This is a genomic window from Micromonospora sp. IBHARD004, from assembly GCF_052814115.1.
The window spans coordinates 5,298,348-5,315,781 of sequence record NZ_CP199934.1 but is presented as its reverse complement, the minus strand read 5'-3'; the positions used below and the strand labels follow the sequence as shown (position 1 = coordinate 5,315,781).

At 71.3% G+C, this 17,434-nt stretch carries 12 protein-coding genes and 2 tRNA genes; 9 read left to right on the top strand and 5 right to left on the bottom strand.

The window, feature by feature from the left end; all coding sequences use genetic code 11:
* Positions 1–179: 179 nt before the first annotated feature.
* From ACTWO6_RS25855 to ACTWO6_RS25840, 4 genes are all read right to left on the bottom strand, one after another.
* The gene (locus tag ACTWO6_RS25855) at positions 180–1,364 is read right to left on the bottom strand and encodes an ROK family protein (RefSeq protein ID WP_446216367.1); all 1,185 of its coding nucleotides are present in this window, start codon (positions 1,362–1,364) and stop codon (positions 180–182) included.
* Between the two features lie 108 nt (positions 1,365–1,472).
* Positions 1,473–2,546: a sugar phosphate isomerase/epimerase family protein gene (locus ACTWO6_RS25850; protein WP_446216366.1), complete on the bottom strand. Its 1,074-nt coding sequence runs from the start codon at positions 2,544–2,546 to the stop codon at positions 1,473–1,475.
* An 85-nt stretch (positions 2,547–2,631) separates the two neighbouring features.
* The gene (locus ACTWO6_RS25845; protein WP_446216365.1) at positions 2,632–5,964 is read right to left on the bottom strand and encodes a ThuA domain-containing protein; all 3,333 of its coding nucleotides are present in this window, start codon (positions 5,962–5,964) and stop codon (positions 2,632–2,634) included.
* Positions 5,965–6,224: 260 nt separating this feature from the next.
* Positions 6,225–6,629 carry a hypothetical protein gene (locus tag ACTWO6_RS25840; RefSeq protein ID WP_446216364.1) on the bottom strand — a complete coding sequence of 135 codons (405 nt, stop codon included), beginning with the start codon at positions 6,627–6,629 and terminating at the stop codon, positions 6,225–6,227.
* A 272-nt stretch (positions 6,630–6,901) separates the two neighbouring features.
* Here ACTWO6_RS25840 and ACTWO6_RS25835 point away from each other — a divergent pair.
* The 7 genes from ACTWO6_RS25835 to ACTWO6_RS25805 all read left to right on the top strand — a co-directional run bounded on the left by ACTWO6_RS25835 (position 6,902) and on the right by ACTWO6_RS25805 (position 15,208).
* A tRNA-Asn gene (locus ACTWO6_RS25835) sits at positions 6,902–6,974 on the top strand.
* A 227-nt stretch (positions 6,975–7,201) separates the two neighbouring features.
* Positions 7,202–9,337, top strand: a complete 2,136-nt coding sequence (locus tag ACTWO6_RS25830) for an MMPL family transporter (RefSeq protein ID WP_446216363.1) — start codon at positions 7,202–7,204, stop codon at positions 9,335–9,337.
* Positions 9,327–10,610, top strand: coding sequence for an FAD-dependent oxidoreductase (locus tag ACTWO6_RS25825; RefSeq protein WP_446216362.1), 1,284 nt, complete (start codon positions 9,327–9,329; stop codon positions 10,608–10,610). Before ACTWO6_RS25830 ends, ACTWO6_RS25825 begins: the two co-directional genes overlap by 11 nt.
* Positions 10,611–10,628: 18 nt before the next feature.
* On the top strand, positions 10,629–11,576 hold the full coding sequence (locus tag ACTWO6_RS25820) for a hypothetical protein (protein WP_446216361.1): 948 nt from the start codon (positions 10,629–10,631) through the stop codon (positions 11,574–11,576).
* Positions 11,573–13,276, top strand: a complete 1,704-nt coding sequence (locus ACTWO6_RS25815) for a M16 family metallopeptidase (protein WP_446216360.1) — start codon at positions 11,573–11,575, stop codon at positions 13,274–13,276. The genes ACTWO6_RS25820 and ACTWO6_RS25815 overlap by 4 nt, the downstream gene beginning before the upstream one ends.
* A 64-nt stretch (positions 13,277–13,340) precedes the next feature.
* Positions 13,341–13,417 (top strand) — tRNA-Ile (locus tag ACTWO6_RS25810).
* 543 nt (positions 13,418–13,960) lie between these two features.
* Positions 13,961–15,208, top strand: coding sequence for an epoxide hydrolase family protein (locus tag ACTWO6_RS25805; RefSeq protein ID WP_446216359.1), 1,248 nt, complete (start codon positions 13,961–13,963; stop codon positions 15,206–15,208).
* Between the two features lie 89 nt (positions 15,209–15,297).
* Here ACTWO6_RS25805 and ACTWO6_RS25800 read toward each other — a convergent pair whose 3' ends face one another.
* Positions 15,298–16,269 carry a DMT family transporter gene (locus tag ACTWO6_RS25800; RefSeq protein ID WP_446216358.1) on the bottom strand — a complete coding sequence of 324 codons (972 nt, stop codon included), beginning with the start codon at positions 16,267–16,269 and terminating at the stop codon, positions 15,298–15,300.
* A 477-nt stretch (positions 16,270–16,746) separates the two neighbouring features.
* Here ACTWO6_RS25800 and ACTWO6_RS25795 point away from each other — a divergent pair, with 477 nt between their 5' ends.
* Together ACTWO6_RS25795 and ACTWO6_RS25790 are read left to right on the top strand one after the other, a co-directional pair.
* Complete coding sequence (locus tag ACTWO6_RS25795) at positions 16,747–16,953, top strand: hypothetical protein (protein WP_446220872.1); 207 nt, start codon at positions 16,747–16,749, stop codon at positions 16,951–16,953.
* Positions 16,856–17,419, top strand: a complete 564-nt coding sequence (locus ACTWO6_RS25790) for a GNAT family N-acetyltransferase (RefSeq protein ID WP_446216357.1) — start codon at positions 16,856–16,858, stop codon at positions 17,417–17,419. Before ACTWO6_RS25795 ends, ACTWO6_RS25790 begins: the two co-directional genes overlap by 98 nt.
* Positions 17,420–17,434 lie beyond the last annotated feature (15 nt).

Genomic DNA, 17,434 nt, shown 5'->3' with positions numbered 1-17,434 from the left:
AACACGCACCGGCCGCCCGGCGCGGAATGGCGCCGGGGCCCGGCACGGTGATTCATCCACGTCATCAGGTTGGTAGCGTCCGCGCCGGTGGCTACTCCCGCCGGACGCCAGCCGGGCGCGGCCGGCCGGACCGAGCGCCGTGCCCCTGTATAACCGGACCGAGCGCCGCCACCTGCGGGTCAGCGGGCCGCGAAGACCTGGTCGCTGATCAGGCGGGCCGCGCCGACCAGGCATGCCCGGCCGTCCAGGTCGGACAGGACGATCGGCATGCTGCCGGTGGCGAGCGGGGTGGAGCGCCGGTAGACCACCCCGCGGATCTCGGCGAGGAGGATCGGGCCGACGCCGGGGGCGGCGCCCCCGATGATCACGATCGCCGGGTTGAAGAAGCTGACCAGGCCGACCAGCACCTGCCCCAATCGGCGGGCGCCGTCGCGGACCAGGGTCTGCGCGGTCGGATCGCCGGCCGTCGCTGCCCGCGCGACGTCGGCCGCGGTCAGCGTCCCGGCCTCCGCCACCCGGTCGCCGAGCGCCGCCGACCGGCCGTCGTGCACGGCGGCCAGCGCCTCCCGGACCAGTGCGCCGTCCCCGCAGTACGCCTCCACGCAGCCGGTGTTGCCGCAGGCGCAGAGCGGGCCTTCGTCGGTCAGCCGCAGGTGCCCGATGTCGCCGGCCCCGCTGGTCGCGCCCCGGTAGAGTGCGCCGCCCAGCACCAGCCCGCACCCGATGGCGCTGCCGAGCTTGACGTAGAGGAAGTCGTCGAACGCCCGGCCGGTGCCGGCGTGCAGCTCACCCAGCGCCATGACGTTGGCGTCGTTGTCCACCTGCACCGGGCAGCCCAGCTCCGCGGCGATCGTGTCGCGGACGGGGAACTGGTGCCAGCCCGGCAGGGCGGGCGAGGAGACCGGGGATCCCTCCCGCACCGCGACCGGCGCGGGCAGCGCCACGCCCACCCCGGTCAACCGGGACAGCCCCGCCTCGGCGCGGAGCTTGCCGAGCAGTTCGACGGCGCGGCTGACGACCGCCTCCGGCCCGACCCGGACGTCGACCGACTCGCCGAGGCGGGCGAGCACGGTCAGCTCGCCGTCGGTCAGCGCGACGTCGAGCCGCCCGGCATTGACGGCCACCGCGCCGAAGCGGACCTGCCCGGCAATCCGCAGCAGGGACGAGCGGCGACCGCCCCGGGACGCGGCCGGCCCGGCCGTCTCCACCAGGCCCTGGGCGGTCAGCCGGTCCACCTCCGCGACGAACCGGGTCCGGTTCAGTCCCAGGGCGTCGGCCAGCTCGACCCGCGAGCGGGGGCCGTCGTCGCGCAGCAGGCGCAGCAGCCGCGCCTGGTCCGGGTTCTCCGGTCCGATCAACGTCATCGCGATCACCTCACTCCGGAATCTGCCACACCGGCGTCACGAGGCGTGACGCGAGGGGGCCGCGCCCGGTCTCCCGGACGCGGCCCCTGGTGCCACCGGTCGGGTCCGTCAGCCCCGCAGACCCGACATGTGCTGGTAGCTGACCTCCGCGTAGCGCAGTGACCGGCCCGGGTCGGCGGTGCCGCCGGGCGCGTTGTCCTGCTCCCACATCGGGTTGTGGTAGCCCTTCGCGCCCATGTTGGCGAAGAAGGTGCCGTAGTCGATGTCGCCCTGGCCGAGCGGCACCATGTCGTAGCCGGCGGAGTTGGCCGGGTTGAACGCGCCGTCCTTGGCGTGGAACAGCGGGAAGCGCGTGGTCCGGGCCGCCACCGTGGCCAGCGGGTCGAAGACGTTCGTCTGCGTCACGCCGTCCGGGTCGACGTAGCTGCGGTACCGGTACTGCGCCACGTGCGCCCAGTAGATGTCCATCTCGAACCAGACCCACTCCGGGTTGGTCAGCCCGAAGAAGTACTCCAGCTTCCGGACGCCGGAGGACCGGGTCGGCCGGCCCAGTGCGTCCAGCGGCCCGCTGTCCAGCAGGAAGTTGTACGCCGCGTCGTGGTTGTGCGTGTAGAGCTTCAGCCCACGGGCGGCGGCCATCTCGCCGAAGGTGTTCCACCGGTCCGCGGCGGCGTCCCAGTCGGCCTTGTAGTTGCTGCCGGTCGGGTCGCTGCCGGTGCCGATGTGCGTCATGCCGAGGATCTCGGCGGTGTCCAGCGTCCGTTCGAACGCGGCGATGGTGTCCGGGGTGACCGTGCCCGGGATGGATGCGTGCGAGCCGTTCGCCCGAAGCCCGTTGTCGTCCAGGATCTTGCGGATCTCCTCGGGGGTGATCTGCCGGCCCAGGATCGAGGTGTGCTGGGTGTAGCCGGCGAACTCAACCTCCTGGTAGCCGATCTCGGCGAGGCGGCCGAGTACCCGCTCGAAGCCGTACGGCACGCTGGAGGTGTCCGGCGCGGCGCCGATCCGGTCCCGGACGCTGTACAGGATGATGCCGCGCTTGCCGGTGGGGATGAGCAGGCCGTTGCCCTCCGCGGCGGCGGAGGGCGCCCAGCCGGCGGCGCCGACGGCGACCGCGCCGGCGGCACCGGCGATGGTGCCGAGCATCCGCCGGCGGCTCATGCCTTGCTGTGTGTCGGTCATGTCCTGGCTGCCTTTCCGTGCTGACTGGTGATGGTTGGTTGGTGCCGGGTGGGGCCGCTGGCGGCGGCCCCACCCGGGGCGGTCGTCACGGGGTGACGCCGATGCCCTGCCCGGTGAACTCGACCCAGTTGAGGTTGCCGAAGCCGCTGGTCGGGCCGCCGGGAACGGTGGTGAAGACCAGGTAGAGCCGGTGCGTGCCGCCCGGGTCGGTGATCGGCACGGTGGTGCTGGTGAAGGCGTTGTTGCCGCTGGTCGCGTTGACCGTGGCGGTGGTCAGCAGCGGGCCGGTGGGGGAGTCGAGCCGGAGTTCGACGCCGAACCGGGGCTGCCCGGCGGTGGCCGCGCTGCCACCGGAGGTACGCAGCGTCGCCGACTGCATGTTCGTCAGGTTCACGGTGTTGTTGATCGCGATCCAGTCGCCCGGGTCGAGGCTGCCGCGCTGCTGCCCGCCGCCGGTGTCGGCGCTGGTGCCCACCGTGGTGCCGGACTCGTCGGTGGCGAACTCGACCTCCTGCCGCTTGGCCTGGATGATCTGCTGGTCCACCGTGGTCAGTGCCGGCTGCCCGTTCGCGCCCTTGTCGGTGTACGACGCGCTGACCACGCCGTAGATGTAGCCACCGTGCGAGGCGTCGTCCGGGTCGGTGGCGAGCACCCCGGAGCAGCCGAACTGGTTGGCCTCACCGTGACCGTGTTGGTCGTGGCCGAGAACGAAGGTCACCTCGACCTTGGCGCAGTCGACCGGCCCGTCCTCCGGGTCGGTGACGGTCACCGACCACGGAATGTCGTCGCCCCAGCTGAAGAAGCCGCCCTCGAGCGGGGTGGTGACGGTGACGGCCGGCGCGGTGTTGCCGACGGTGATGGTGGTGTTCGCCGACGCGGTCTTGCCGCTGGAGTCGGTCACCGTCAGGCGGGCGGTGTAGACGCCGTTGGCGGTGTAGGTGTGCGTCGGGTTCGGGTCGATCGAGTCGGTGGTGCCGTTGCCGTCGAAGTCCCAGGCGAACGAGATCGAGTCGGCCGGGTCCGGGTCCTTCGAGCCCTCGCTGGAGAACGAGACCGTCAGCGGCCCGATGCCGTTGGTGGGCGTCGCGTTCAGGACGGCGGTCGGCGCCCGCAGGCCCTTGACGTAGCTGAACTTCAGCATCGCCGCGTCCGGGTTGATGTTGAAGAACCCGTCGCCGTACGTGAGCAGGTAGAAGTTGCCGTCCGCGCCCCAGCGCATGTCCATCGGGTTGTCGCAGAGGAACGGCTTGGTCGGCGTGGTCGGCGCCTGGCCGCAGTTCAGCACGTTGTTGATTTTCAGGATGTCACCCTTGTCGTCCAGCCGGATCTCCTTGAGGGTGTCCCGGGTGAACTCGCCGAAGAAGATCGCGTCGTCGTAGTACTCGGGGAACTTCGTCTCCGACCTCAGCTCCGGGTCGAAGTCGTACTTCGCCGCACCGTGCGGGCCGACGCCGCCCGTGCCGAGCTCGGGGAAGAGCACCGGACAGGTCTGCGTGGGCGTCGACAGGTACGACTCCGGGCACGGGGTCGGCGCCTGGAACGAGTACCACAGCTCGGACTTCTCCACCTTCGGCAGGTCCGTGAGGCCGGTGTTGTGCCGGGAGGTGTTCTTCGGCGCCGCGCAGTCGAAGGGCGCGACCGGCGAGATCGGCGTCGTGGTCCAGTTCATCTCGATGTACGGCAGGTTCGGCTGCACGCACATCGGCCAGCCGTAGTTCGCCGGCTTGTCGACCACCATCATCCGGCCGGTGCCCGCCGGCCCCCGACCGACCGCCGCGGTCGAGGAGTCCGGGGAGTAGTCGGTGATGTAGGCGACGTCGTTCTTGTCGAGGGTGATCCGGAACGGGTTCCGGAAGCCCATCGCGTAGATCTCCGGCCGGGTCTTCGCGGTGCCCGCCGGGAAGAGGTTCCCCGACGGCACGGTGTACGACCCGTCCGCCCCCACCGAGATGCGCAGGATCTTGCCGCGCAGGTCGTTGGTGTTGGCCGAGCTGCGCCGGGCGTCCACGAAGGGCGCCTGGTAGACACCGGTGGCGCTGACCGAGTCGTTGTGCGGCGAGAAGCCACCGGAACCGCCGCCGCCGGCCGGGGTGTCGTCCCCGGTGACCAGCCAGAGGTTGTTCTTCGAGTCGAACGTGATGTCACCGGCCACGTGGCAGCAGGCGCCCCGGTCCACCGGCACCTGCAGGATCTTCTGCTCGGTGGTCAGGTCCAGCGATGGTGTGTCCCCGTCCACGAACTTGAACCGGGAGAGCTGGAAGTAGCCCTTCCACTGGTCCCAGGCGGCCGGGTCGGTGCTGGTGGTCGGTGCGCTCCCGGTCGGGGTGTCCAGCGGGGGTGCGTAGTAGAGGTAGACCCACTTGTTGGTGGCGAAGTCCCGGTCGATCGCCGGGCCGTACATCCCGTCCTCGCTGTGGGTGTAGACGGGGATCTGCGCCAGCACGGTGGTCTCGTTGCTCTCCGGGTTGTGCAGGCGTACGCCGCCGCGCCGGTCGGTCTGGATCACCCGGCCGTCGGGGAGCACGTCGAAGCCGATCGGCTCGTTGACGTTGGGCTGCGCCCCGACCACCGTCATCTGGTAGTTGGCCAGCACGGTCGCGCCGCAGTCGCCGTCGGTCACCCCGGCCGCCCACTGGATCGCGCCGCCGAGGTGGGCGCGCAGGTCGGTGCTGGCGAAGCTCGCCGCGGTGGCCCCGAGGCCGGTGTAGAACGACCGGCCGCCCTGGTAGTCCTTGCACCAGGTCACCGGGTGGTCGAAGCCCATGGTGCCGCCGGTGTACGTCTTCTCGTCCACCGTGGCCAGCACGTGCGAGACGCCCCGGACGTTGGCCGCGAAGTTGTACCAGCGGTCGGTGGTGGTCCAGCGCTGCGGCAGCGTCTCGGAGGCGGGGTGGACCCGGTCGGCGACGGTGACCGTCGCCTTGCTCACCGGGGAGGCGGTGGTGGCCCGGGTGCCGAGCACGTTGGTCAGGAAGGACCAGCCCGGCTCGGCCTCGATCGCGGAGTGGACGCCGACGAAGCCGCCGCCGTCGCGGTAGTACTGCTCGAAGGCGGCCTGCTGGGTGTCGGTCAGCACGTCGCCGGCGGTGTTCAGGAAGACCACCGCGCGGAACTGCTTCAGGTGTGGTTCGTCGAACTTGCGGGCGTCGTCGGTGACCTCGACGGTGAAGCGCCGGTCGCGCCCGAGCTGCTGGATGGCCTGCACACCGGCCGACGTGGCGGCGCCGTTGCCGTCGGTCGACTTGGTGAAGACGAGCACCTTGTACTCGATGCCGTTGCTGACGGCGGCCGGTGCGGTGAGTACCGGCGCGGCCTGCGCCGGGGTCGGCTGCTGCTCCGCCGTCGCGACGAGCGTCGCGCCGACGAGGGCGAGCAGGCTGAGATGGGTGGCGGCCCTGCGGCCGAACGGTCTGCGCATCGAACCTCGCTCTGGTCGGGCGGGTCCGCCTCAGCCGGGACGAGGCTGAGGAGGTCGCTGGGGAGGTGACGAGAGCCTGGCCAGGTTCTACGCAGGACGATATTTGCGTACGAGAAGAAAGAGAAGAGGTTCGAGGCCAAAGTTTTAGATGAACCGTCCCCACTTTTGTTCGTCATCAGCAAAAGTGGCGCGGTCCGGTCCGGACAGACGACAGCGGGCCGGTCACCCGAAGGTGGCCGGCCCGCTGTGGTCGGTGCGGGTCAGAGGGTGCTGTTGTTGGTGCCCGTGCCCGACGGCTTGGTGCGCGGGCTCGTGGTGGTCGACGACCCGGAGGTCGAGCCGGACGTGCCCGTGCTGGACGAACCGGCCTTGGCGCCCACCGTCGCCGGCGTGCCGGCGAACGGCTTGTCGGCCGCGGTCAGCTCCTGGGTGTGGCCGTTGCCGCTGAGCTTCTCGCCGAGCTTGGTCTGCCCCAGCTTGTCCTTGCCCTCGCTGTAGAGCCGGGTCGCCTGAGCCTGCGCGACACCCGCCGCCTCCTGGACGGTCGGGTGGTCGAGCACCTTGCGGCCCCGGACCACCAGCTCCTCGTACTTCTCTCGGCCGGCACGGGCGCCCAGGACGAAGCCCGCAGCCAGCCCGCCAAGAAACATGATCTTTCCGCGCATGGCGGCTCCTCTCGTACCTGACGCGCTGTCGTTCCCGAACGGGAACGACCCACTCGCGCCTACGTCCTCTGTCGTCGGCTAACTACCCATCCTGCTCCGCGCTCATGCCTCCATGCGCCGAGATGACGATTTGTCCGTATCTGTGGGCGGGTCGGGACACCGGACGCGGCGGGCGGGGATGCGGTAACCCCCTGGCGCGCCACCCCCCGGTGTCCTGTACTCTTGTCCCCGTCGCACGGCGCGGAGAGATCCGCCAGCCGGGCGGTGCACGGTCCCCCGTAGCTCAATTGGCAGAGCAGCCGGCTGTTAACCGGCAGGTTTTTGGTTCGAGTCCAAACGGGGGAGCTCAGCTCCATCACGCGCCCGTCGGCCCCGCCGACGGGCGTTTCCCGTTGTGCCACCCGGGCTCGTGACCCCGGGGCCGGCACCAGGCCCGCACCCCTCGTCCCCGCGCCGGAAGATCCCGTCACGGGCGGTTTGTGCCCCGGAGTGACCCCTTGGGCGGCAGGATGGTCGATGTCGACTTAGACTCCCGCTGCGTCGATTGGTGCGTCGATTCCAAAGGGGTGAAGATGACCGGTGGACGGGGCCGCTGGACGGCCACGCTGATCGCGGTGGCGGTCGTGCTCGGCTGGCTGGTCATCGGCGGGATCGCGGGGCCGTACTCGGGGAAGCTGGGCGAGGTCGCGACCAACGACAACGCCGCGTTCCTGCCCACCGACGCCGAGGCCACCCGGGCGCAGGACCTCGCCGCCGGCTTCGTCGAGAAGGAGACGACGCCCGCGCTCGTCGTCTACGAGCGCACCTCCGGGATCACCCCGGCCGACGAGCAGCGGGTCCAGGCCGACGCCGCCCGGTTCGCCCAGCTGCCGGGCGTGGTCAGCCCGCTGCCGCCGCCGATCGTCAGCCAGGACCGCCAGGCCGTGCAGGTCGTCGTCCCGATCGACGCCGCCGAGGGCGAGCAGATCCGGCAGGTCGTCGACGAGCTGCGCGACATCGTCGGTCCGGACCGGGACGGGCTCACCGTCAACGTGGCCGGACCGGCCGGGCTGCTCGGCGACCTGATCGAGGTCTTCACCGCCATCGACGGGCCGCTGCTGCTGGTCACCCTGGTCGTCGTCCTGATCATCCTGCTGATCGTCTACCGCAGCCCGGTGCTCTGGATCTTCCCGCTGCTCGCCGCCGGGATGTCGTACTCGCTGGCGTCGGTCTTCGTCTACTACCTGGCCAAGAACGACGTGATCAAGCTCAACGGGCAGGCCCAGGGCATCCTCACCGTGCTGGTCTTCGGCGCCGGCACCGACTACGCCCTGCTGCTGATCGCCCGCTACCGGGAGGAGCTGCACCGGCACCACCGACCGTGGGACGCGATGAAGACCGCCTGGCGGGGCGCCGCCCCGGCGATCATCGCCTCCGGCACCACCGTCATCGTCAGCCTGCTCTGCCTGCTGCTGTCCAGCCTCAACTCCAACCGGGCGCTCGGCCCGGTCGCCGCCCTCGGCATCGCCGCCACGCTGCTGGTGATGCTCACCTTCCTGCCCGCGCTGCTGGTGCTGGGCGGACGCTGGGCATTCTGGCCGCGTACGCCGCGGGAGGACCAGGCGGACCCGCAGGCCGACGGCATCTGGAGCCGGATCGCCGGCTTCGTCGCCCGCCGGTCCCGGGCCGTCTGGCTGGTCACCGCCGTCGCCCTGGCCGCGCTCACCCTCGGCCTCAGCCAGCTCGGCGCCACCACCCTCGGCCAGTCCGACCTGTTCACCAGCCGCACCGACTCGGTGGCCGGCCAGGAGGTGATCGCCCGGCACTACCCGGCGGGCACCGGCAGCCCGGCCACCATCTTCACCACCCAGGCGACCGCGCAGCAGGTGGCCCAGGTGGCCCAGGGCGTGCCCGGGGTGGCCTCGGTCCGCCCGCTCACCCAGCAGGGCCAGGCCGGCCCGCCCGACCCGAACGCGCAGCCCAAGGTGGTCGACGGCCGGGTGGAGCTGCAGGTGACGCTGGCCGACCCGCCGGACAGCGACGGCGCCGAGCAGACCGTCCGCGACCTGCGCGAGGCGGTGCACAAGGTACCCGGCTCCGACTCCGTGGTCGGCGGCTTCACCGCCATCAACGTGGACACCGCCGCCGCCTCCACCCGGGACCGCAACGTCATCATCCCGGTGGTGCTGGTGGTCATCGCGGTCATCCTGGCGCTGCTGCTGCGCGCCCTGCTCGCCCCGGTGCTGCTCATCGCCACCGTGGTGCTGTCGTTCCTGGCCACGCTGGGGCTCTGCGCGCTGATCTTCAAGTACCTGCTGGGCTTCCCCGGCGTCGACCAGTCCTTCCCGCTCTTCGCGTTCGTCTTCCTGGTCGCCCTCGGCATCGACTACAACATCTTCCTGATGAGCCGGGTCCGCGAGGAGTCGGTCAAGCGCGGCACCCGCGCCGGGGTGCTCAGCGGCCTCGCCGTCACCGGTGGCGTGATCACCTCCGCCGGCATCGTGCTCGCCGCGACCTTCTCCGCGCTCGCCGTGCTGCCGCTGGTGGTGCTGGTCGAGCTGGGCGTGGCGGTCGCCGTCGGGGTGCTGCTCGACACCATCGTCGTACGGTCGCTGCTGGTGCCCGCCCTGGCGTACGACATCGGGCCGAAGATCTGGTGGCCGAGCCGGCTGTCGCGGACGAGCCGCGAGGGGGACCGGGCCGGGGCGGAGGTGAGCCGTGCTCGCTGAGACCGACGTGGTCGTGGTCGGCGGCGGCCTGGCCGGCCTCGCCGCCGCCCGCCGGCTGCACCGCGCCGGCGTGCCCTGGCGGCTGCTGGAGGCCGGCGACCGGCTCGGCGGCCGGGTCGCCACCGACCAGGTCGACGGCTACCTGCTCGACCGCGGCTTCCAGGTGCTCAACACCGCCTACCCCCGGCTGGGCACCCTGCTCGACCTGGCCACGCTCCACCTGGGCTGGTTCACCTCCGGGGTGCTGGTCCGCCGCGGCGACCGGCTCGACCGGCTGGTCAACCCGCTGCGCGAGCCCACCGGGGCGGCGCGGGCCGCCACCGCCGGGGTCGGGTCCCTGCTGGACCGGCTGCGCTTCGCCGCGCTCGCCACCGGCTGCGCCACCCTGCCGGCGAGCCGGCTGCTCACCGCGCCGGAGACGACCAGCGAGGCCGCCCTGCGCCGGGCCGGCCTCTCCGACGCGATCATCGAGGAGCTGCTCCGACCGTTCCTCTCCGGCGTCTTCATCGACCGGCAGCTGGAGACCTCCAGCCACGTGCTGGCCATGGTGCTGCGCTCCTTCGCCCGCGGCCGGATCGGCCTCCCCGAACAGGGCATGGGCGCGCTGCCCCGGGCCATCGCCGACCCGCTGCCCGCCGACCTGATCGAGCTGGACACCCCGGTCGCCGAGGTCGCGCCCGGCCGGGTCCGCACCCAGGCCGGCGACATCGCCTGCCGCGCCGTCGTGGTCGCGGTGGACCCGCCGGCGGCGGCCGCGCTGCTGCCCCGGCTCGGTCGGGTACGGATGCACAGCTACACCACCTACTACCACGCCGCCGACGCCGCGCCGCTGGACGAGCCGATCCTGCTGGTCGACGGGGACCGGCGGGAACTCGTCGCCAACTCGGTGGTGCTCAGCAACGCGGCGCCGACGTACGCGCCGGCCGGGCGGCACCTGGTGGCCACCTCGGTGGTCGGCCCGCAGGCCCCAGCCGAGCCGGTGATCCGGCGGGAACTGGACCGGCTCTACGGGCGGTCCACCGCCGACTGGACCCACCTGACCACCGTGTCGGTCCCGGACGCGCTGCCCGCCGCGCCGCCACCGCAGGGCCGGCTGCGCAAGCCCGTGGCGCTCGGCGACGGCCTCTTCGTCGCCGGGGACCACCGGGACAGCCCCTCCATCCAGGGGGCGCTCGCCAGCGGGTGGCGCACCGCCGGGGCCGTGCTCACCGCGCTCCGCCCCGGGCAGGGTAGTCCGTCCGAGCTGGACGGGGGAACCGACACCCCTTCGTGATCACCTATGATCGCCGCCATGCCAGCACCCCTCCCGGCGATCGACTTCGACTCGGCTGCCGCTTTTCCCGAGGTCAACGACATGCGCGCGGCGCTCGCCGCGCGGGACTGGCCTCGGGTACGGCAGCTGCTCGACCCCCGCGACTGGGCCGGCCGGGCGTTCCTGGCGGGCTTCGCCGAGGACGACGCCGCCATCGGGGACTGGCTCCGCCAGGTCCTCGCCCAGCAGCCGGGCGACACCGTCGCCGCCACCATGCTCGCCGCACACCTGATCCAGGTCGGCTGGAGGATCCGGACCGACAAGTTCGCCAGGGACGTCAGCCGGGAGCAGTTCGCCCAGCTCCACGAGTACCTGCGGCAGGCCGAGCAGATCCTGATCGACGTCTGCGCCCGGGAACCGGGCAACGTCCTCGCCTGGGAGGAACGGCTGACCACTGCGATGGGCCTGGGGCTGGGCCAGGCGGAGGCCCGCCGCCGCTACGACCGGCTCGCCCGGTACGCGCCGCACCACATGTCGGCCCAGTCCCGGTTGTTCCAGCAGCTCTGCCCGAAGTGGGGCGGCAGTTGGGAGAAGGCCTTCGACTTCGCCCGGGAGTGCATGCTTGCCGCCCCGGAGGGCACCCAGAACGCCGTCCTGCTCGCCGAGGCGCACCTCGAACGGTTCGTCACCTTCGACAACGACGGCGAACGGGGCGCGTACCTGCGGGACCCGCGGGTGGTGCAGGACATCTGGACGGCGGCGCAGCGTTCCGTGCTCCACCCGAACTTCCGGCACGAGCCCGGTTGGGTCTCCACCCGGTCCGTCTTCGTCCTCTGGTTCGGGCTGACCGAGCAGTGGCCCGCCGCCGCGGCCCAGCTCGCCGCCTTGGGACACCTGGCCAGCGGGCACCCCTGGTCCTACGTCGGTGGCAACGAGGTGCTCGACAAGTTCCGCGCCGAGGCGTACGCGAAGGGTGGTCTCCGATGATCCGGCAACTGGATGTGGACGGGGTGCCCACGCTGTTGGCCGCCACCGCCGGGCCGATGCGGGCCGGGCTGACCTTCCGGGTCGGCACAGCCGACGAGACCCTGGGCCGCAGCGGCATCACCCACCTGCTGGAACACCTGGCGCTCGCCCCGCTCGGGCTGACCGACTACCACTTCAACGGCGCCACCGCGCCGATCTTCACCTCCTTCTACATGCAGGGCTCCGAGTCCGACATCGCCGGCTTCCTCACCGCCGTCTGCCGCACCATCCACGACCTGCCCATGCCCCGGCTGGAGGTGGAGAAGGAGATCCTGCGCACCGAGTGGAGCAGCCGCGGCAACGCGGCCATCGACGCGGTGCCGCTGTGGCGGCACGGCGCCCGCGACCACGGCCTGACCAGCTATCCCGAGTTCGGCCTGCATGCGATCACCGAACACGACCTGCGGGCCTGGGCGGCCCGCTGGTTCACCCGGGAGAACGCGGTGCTCTGGATCGCCGGGGACCGGGTGCCGGCCGGGCTGCGGCTGGCGCTGCCCAGCGGCGTACGGCAGCCGGTGCCGCCCGTCTCCTCGGCGCTGCCGCGCACCCCCGCGTACTTCGTCAACGGCTCGCGGGCCGTGGTGCTGGACTCGGTCGTGCGGCGCCGGACCGCCGCGGGCGTCTTTGCCGGCGTGCTGGAGCGCGAGATGTACCGCTCGCTGCGCCAGGAGGACGGCCTCTCCTACACCATCAACACCGGATACGAGCCGCGCGGCGACGGCCACGCCACGCTGCGCGCCCTCGCCGACGCGCTGCCCGAGAAGCAGGACGCGGTGCTCGGCGGCTTCATCGACGTGCTGGCCAAGCTGCGGGTCGGCCGGATCGAGCAGGCCGACCTGGACGCCACCGTCGCCAAGCGGGAGGACACCCTCGGCGCCGCCGAGGTGGACGCCGCGCGACTGCCCAGCCAGGCGCTGGACCTGCTCACCGGCCAACCGACCGTCACCGTCGACGAGCTGCGCGCGGAACTCAAGACCGTCACCCTCGCCGACCTGCACCAGGTGGCGCAGGAGGTCACCGCCACCGCGCTGCTGATGGTGCCCGACGGCACCACCGCCGACTGGGCCGGCTTCACCGAGGCACCCACCCGCTCCACCCACACCCTGCCCGGCACCGCCTACCGGGAACGGGAGGGCGACGGTGAGCTGCGGGTCGGCGTGGACGGCGTCAGCTACGTCGGCCCCGGCGGCCCGCTCACCGTCCGCTACGCCGAATGCGCCGCCCTGCTCGCCTGGCCGGACGGCGCCCGCCGAATGATCGGCCACGACGCCATCTCGATGCACATCGAGCCGACCCTGTTCGACCTGCACCCCGGCGCCATCGGGGTCATCGACCAGCAGGTCCCCGCCGACCGGCGGGTCCCCATGCCGGCCCGCCCGCCGGAGAAGATCCCCCAGCCGTACGCGGCCGCCAACCGGACGCAGCCGGGGCAGCGGCCCGCGCCGGTGCAGCGCTCCTGGTGGGAGGTCCCGCTGATGGTGCTCAGCGGCCTCGCCACCCTCGGTGTCGGTGGGATCACCCTGCTGCTCACCTTCGGCCTCTTCATCGCCGACGAGTCGGACGGCGACACCGGCTGGCTGTGGGGCATGGTCGGGGTGGGTTGGCTGCTCACTGTTATCCTCGCGTTGCCCATCGTGCTGTTGCGGCGGCGGCGACGCTGAGACAACCGGCCGTTTTCGTGGTGGCCGATGATCGACCGGGCGGGTTACGATCCGGCGCGGTAGCGGGGCGGTAGCTCAGCGGGTTAGAGCAGGGGACTCATAATCCCTCGGTCGCGGGTTCGAGTCCCGCCCGCCCCACCACGCGAAAGCCCTGGTCAGCCACGGTGACGGCGACCCGGGTGAACCGCGTCAAGATCCGGACCAACGCCGTCAGTCCGCACTGAGTCCGCAGCAGCACGAGCCGCCGCACGGTCGAGGCGGTCGGCGACCTGGTCCAGGTCGTCCTCGAACAGGTTCGCGTAGACGTCCAGAGTCATCGCCGCCGAAGCGTGCCCGAGCATCCGCTGGTCCGGTAGGGCGCTCCACCTTGTCCCCGTCCGGGGAGGCTGGACGGTCTGGCGACTGCCCGACGAGGAGATCCGCCGCAACAAGTGGGTCAGGCGTCCGGCCCGTCCCGGAAGGCCATGCGGGATTGCTTGTATGGCTCCGGACACGGGGAAAGGCGTCCTACGCTCTGGACATATGGGGCCGCGTGCCCCTGCTGGCCTGGCACAAGTTCGGGCGGCGCCTTCACCGAAGATGCCCCTCGGGAGGCAGGAGCCGGGGCATGCCATTTGTCTGCGGTAGGCGGGCGGAGGCCACCCGCTCGACCTCAAAGGCGTTCAAAGCAGAAGGGAGGCCTGCGTGGCCGTCAAGACGGAAGCGCGAACGGGCGTCGCAGAAGTGCGGCCATTCAAGATTGAGGTCCCCGAGGCGGACCTCGAGGACTTGCGCGCGCGCATCAGAGCCACTCGCTGGCCGAACAAAGAGACCGTCGAGGATGACTCGCAGGGCGTGCCGCTCGCGCTCATGCAGGACCTCGCTCGCTACTGGGCGAACGACTACGACTGGCGCAAGTGCGAGGCGCGGCTGAAGGCCCTCCCCAACTTCGTCACCGAGATCGACGGTCTGGAAATCCACTTCATCCACGTTCGCTCGAAGCACGAGGACGCGCTCCCGATCGTCGTCTGCCACGGCTGGCCCGGGTCGATCATCGAGCAACTGAAGCTCATCGGCCCGCTCACGGATCCGACGGCGCACGGCGCGAGCGCGTCGGATGCCTTCCACGTCGTGATCCCGTCGATGCCCGGATACGGGTTCTCCGGCCAGCCGATCACGACCGGATGGGACCCCGTGCACATCGGGAAGGCCTACGTCGAGCTCATGAATCGGCTCGGGTACACGCGCTTCGCCGCGCAGGGCGGCGACTGGGGCGCGATCGTCGTCGACGCGATGGCCGGCGGCCGCGCCAACCCGGCGGCCGCCGAGCCGGCGCCACCGGAGCTGATCGGCATCCACACCAACATGCCCGGTGCGGTTCCGCCGGACCTCTTCCTCGCGGCCTTTGCCGGCAGTCCGGCGCCGGACGATCTCTCCGACGAGGAGCGGAGCACGTACGAGCAGCTGCTCAGGTTCTTTGGGACGCACGTGGCGTACGGGCTGATCATGGGGACGCGCCCGCAGACGCTCTACGGCCTGGCGGACTCACCCATCGATCTCGCCGCGTTCATGCTCGACCACGGCGACGGGGCCGGTCAGCCCGGCATCGTTCAGCAGGTCCTCGAGGGACGTCTGCAGAAGCCGAGCGACCTCACGCGCGACGACATCCTGGACAACATCACGCTCTTCTGGCTGACCAACAGCGGGGTGTCCTCGGCGCGGCTGTACTGGGAGAACAAGCTCCCCTTCTTCGCTGCCAAGGGCGTGACGATCCCGGTCGGCGTGAGCATCTTCGCCGACGAGATCTACCGGGTTCCGCGCAGCTGGGCGGAGCGGGCGTACCCCAACCTCGTCCACTACAACCGGCACGACAGGGGCGGGCACTTCGCGGCCTGGGAGCAGCCGCAGCTGCTCTCGGAAGACATCCGCGCGACGTACCGATCGCTGCGCTAGCTACCGATCCGAAGAGGACTGCTGAGCGACCCATGGCCATACGGCCCTTTCGCAGTGTCCGGGCTCAGACGGTCTGGCTCGGGAGCCACTCAGGGACGTTGTGAGCGCCCGGGCATGCTTGCGGGCACTGCTTCTAGCTGATCGAGACCGGCTGCCTCGTGGCGTCGAGGTCGGGTCGGCAGCCGGCGTGGCATTGCGCCGCGGTGCCCGGTGCGTGCCCTGTGCACCTGTAGGGCAGCCACGGACGACAGGACGAGCAGGCCACCCGCTACCTGCGCGGGGGTGAGGATCTCGTCGAGCGTGAGCGCCGCCAGCGCCGTGGTGACGACCGGTTCGAACGTCGACAGGATGGCTGCAGTCGAAGGGCCCGTCCGCCGCAGGCCGGCGAAGAAGGTCAGCATCGCCAAGACGGTGGACACGACCGCGATGCACGCGAGCCAGAACCAGCCCTGTAGTCCGAAGCTGAGGTCGACCCCGCCCCTCACGAGGGCGCGTGCGGCCAGGGTGAGGGCGGCCCCTGCCATCACCAGCGCGGAGAGCATCACCGATGGCAGCCGGTGCACGACGGTGTCAGCAACGAGGATGTAGACGGTGTAGGTGACAGCGGCACCGAACGCCAGGGCCGCCCCGAGCGGGTGGAAGTCCACACCGCCTGTCCCGAGAAGGACGAGCAGCGTCCCGCAGGAGGCGGCCACCAGTGCGGCGCAGCGGCCGAGTGTCAGGCGGTCCCTGCCCAGCAGGACGGCCGTGAGGGTGACCAGCAGCGGGTAGGTGTAGAAGACCAGGGACAGCAGCGAGGCGTCCAACAGCTCCAAGGCCGCGAAATACAGCGACGCCTGGGTGGCGTACCCGACGGCACCCAGACCGAGGGCCGTCACCAGCAGACCCAGGGTCACCCGAGCGGGACTCGTCCTTCGGTCTGGGCTCGCAGGGTCGCACCGCAGACCCGGTCGCAGGAGCAGCAGCATCGCCAGCAGGCCGGCGGCAAAGCCGAAGCGCACCAAGAGCAGCGCTCCAGGCGAGACGCCCGCGGCGTAAGCGAGCTTCCCGAAGATCGCCATGGCGCCGAAGCACGCGGCTGACAGAAGGCACAGTGCGGGACCCAGTGCTGCTGGAACGGGTGATTGGCGTGATCTTCGCTGCGGTCGGTGTCATGTTCTTGATCGTTTTTGCCTACGGCATCTTGTCCGGTGAGCCGATGCCTTCGAGCCGATGAGGTAGCCGCGGGCGTCCGGATCTGCCAGGCGAGCGGTCCGCATCCAGTCCGCAAGAGGTCGGCGGACGGCGGGCGAGTGGTGTGAGATGTCGAGAGGCATTTCCGCTGCTAGACCTCCATGCGCCCAGGTCGTCGGCGCTGGCAATTCGATCTCATAATCCCTCGGTCGCGGGTTCGAGTCCCGCCCGCCCCACCACGGAAACCACCGGTCAGCCATGGTGACGGCGACGTGGACCAGTCACGCCAACAGCCGAACCTGCGCCCTCAGTCCGCACTGAGTCCTCCCGTGCCAGTGTGCGACCGGGACCGCTGTCGTCACCGCGTGCCCGAGTTGATCGCGCCCACCGTCCGCCTGCACGCCGCCTGGCTCAATGCACATGACGAGTGGGGCCCCGGCCTCCACGAGGACGGTTTCGGGCTGCGGCCGTCCGATGAGGTGGCCTCGCCTGTCGGGTTCGCGGGCTGGGTGGCTCGGCTGGCCGACGAGTCGGATCCGGCGAAGCCGCTGGACGCCGGCCAGGTGCAGTGAGTGCACGTACCGATGGATCGTCGAGGGCGACCAGGTGCTCGGCGCGATCGCGCTACGGCACGAGCTCAACGACTTCCTGCTGCGGGTCGGCGGCCATATCGGCTACGGCATCCGGCCGTCCGCGCGCCGGCGCGGGCTGGCCACCTGGGCGCTGAGCCGGATGCTCGGCGAGGCCCGGGTGCTCGGCCTGGACCGGGTGCTGGTCATCTGCGAGGTGAACAACATCGCCTCGGCGAAGACGATCGAGCACCACGGTGGCGTCCTCGAGGACATCCGGGACACCGAACTCGGCACCGCGCGGCGCTACTGGATCAAAATCTGGCCCACCACCCTGCCTTCCCCAGGACCCCGGCGGCGGTCTCCACCCGGGTGCGGATCGGCGCCTGGCCGCCGTGCAACGGCACTCACATCGTCGGCGGGGCGCAACGCTGAATCCGTCCCAACTCATGCTTGGCGGCTGGTCTAGGTTTTGTGTGCCGAC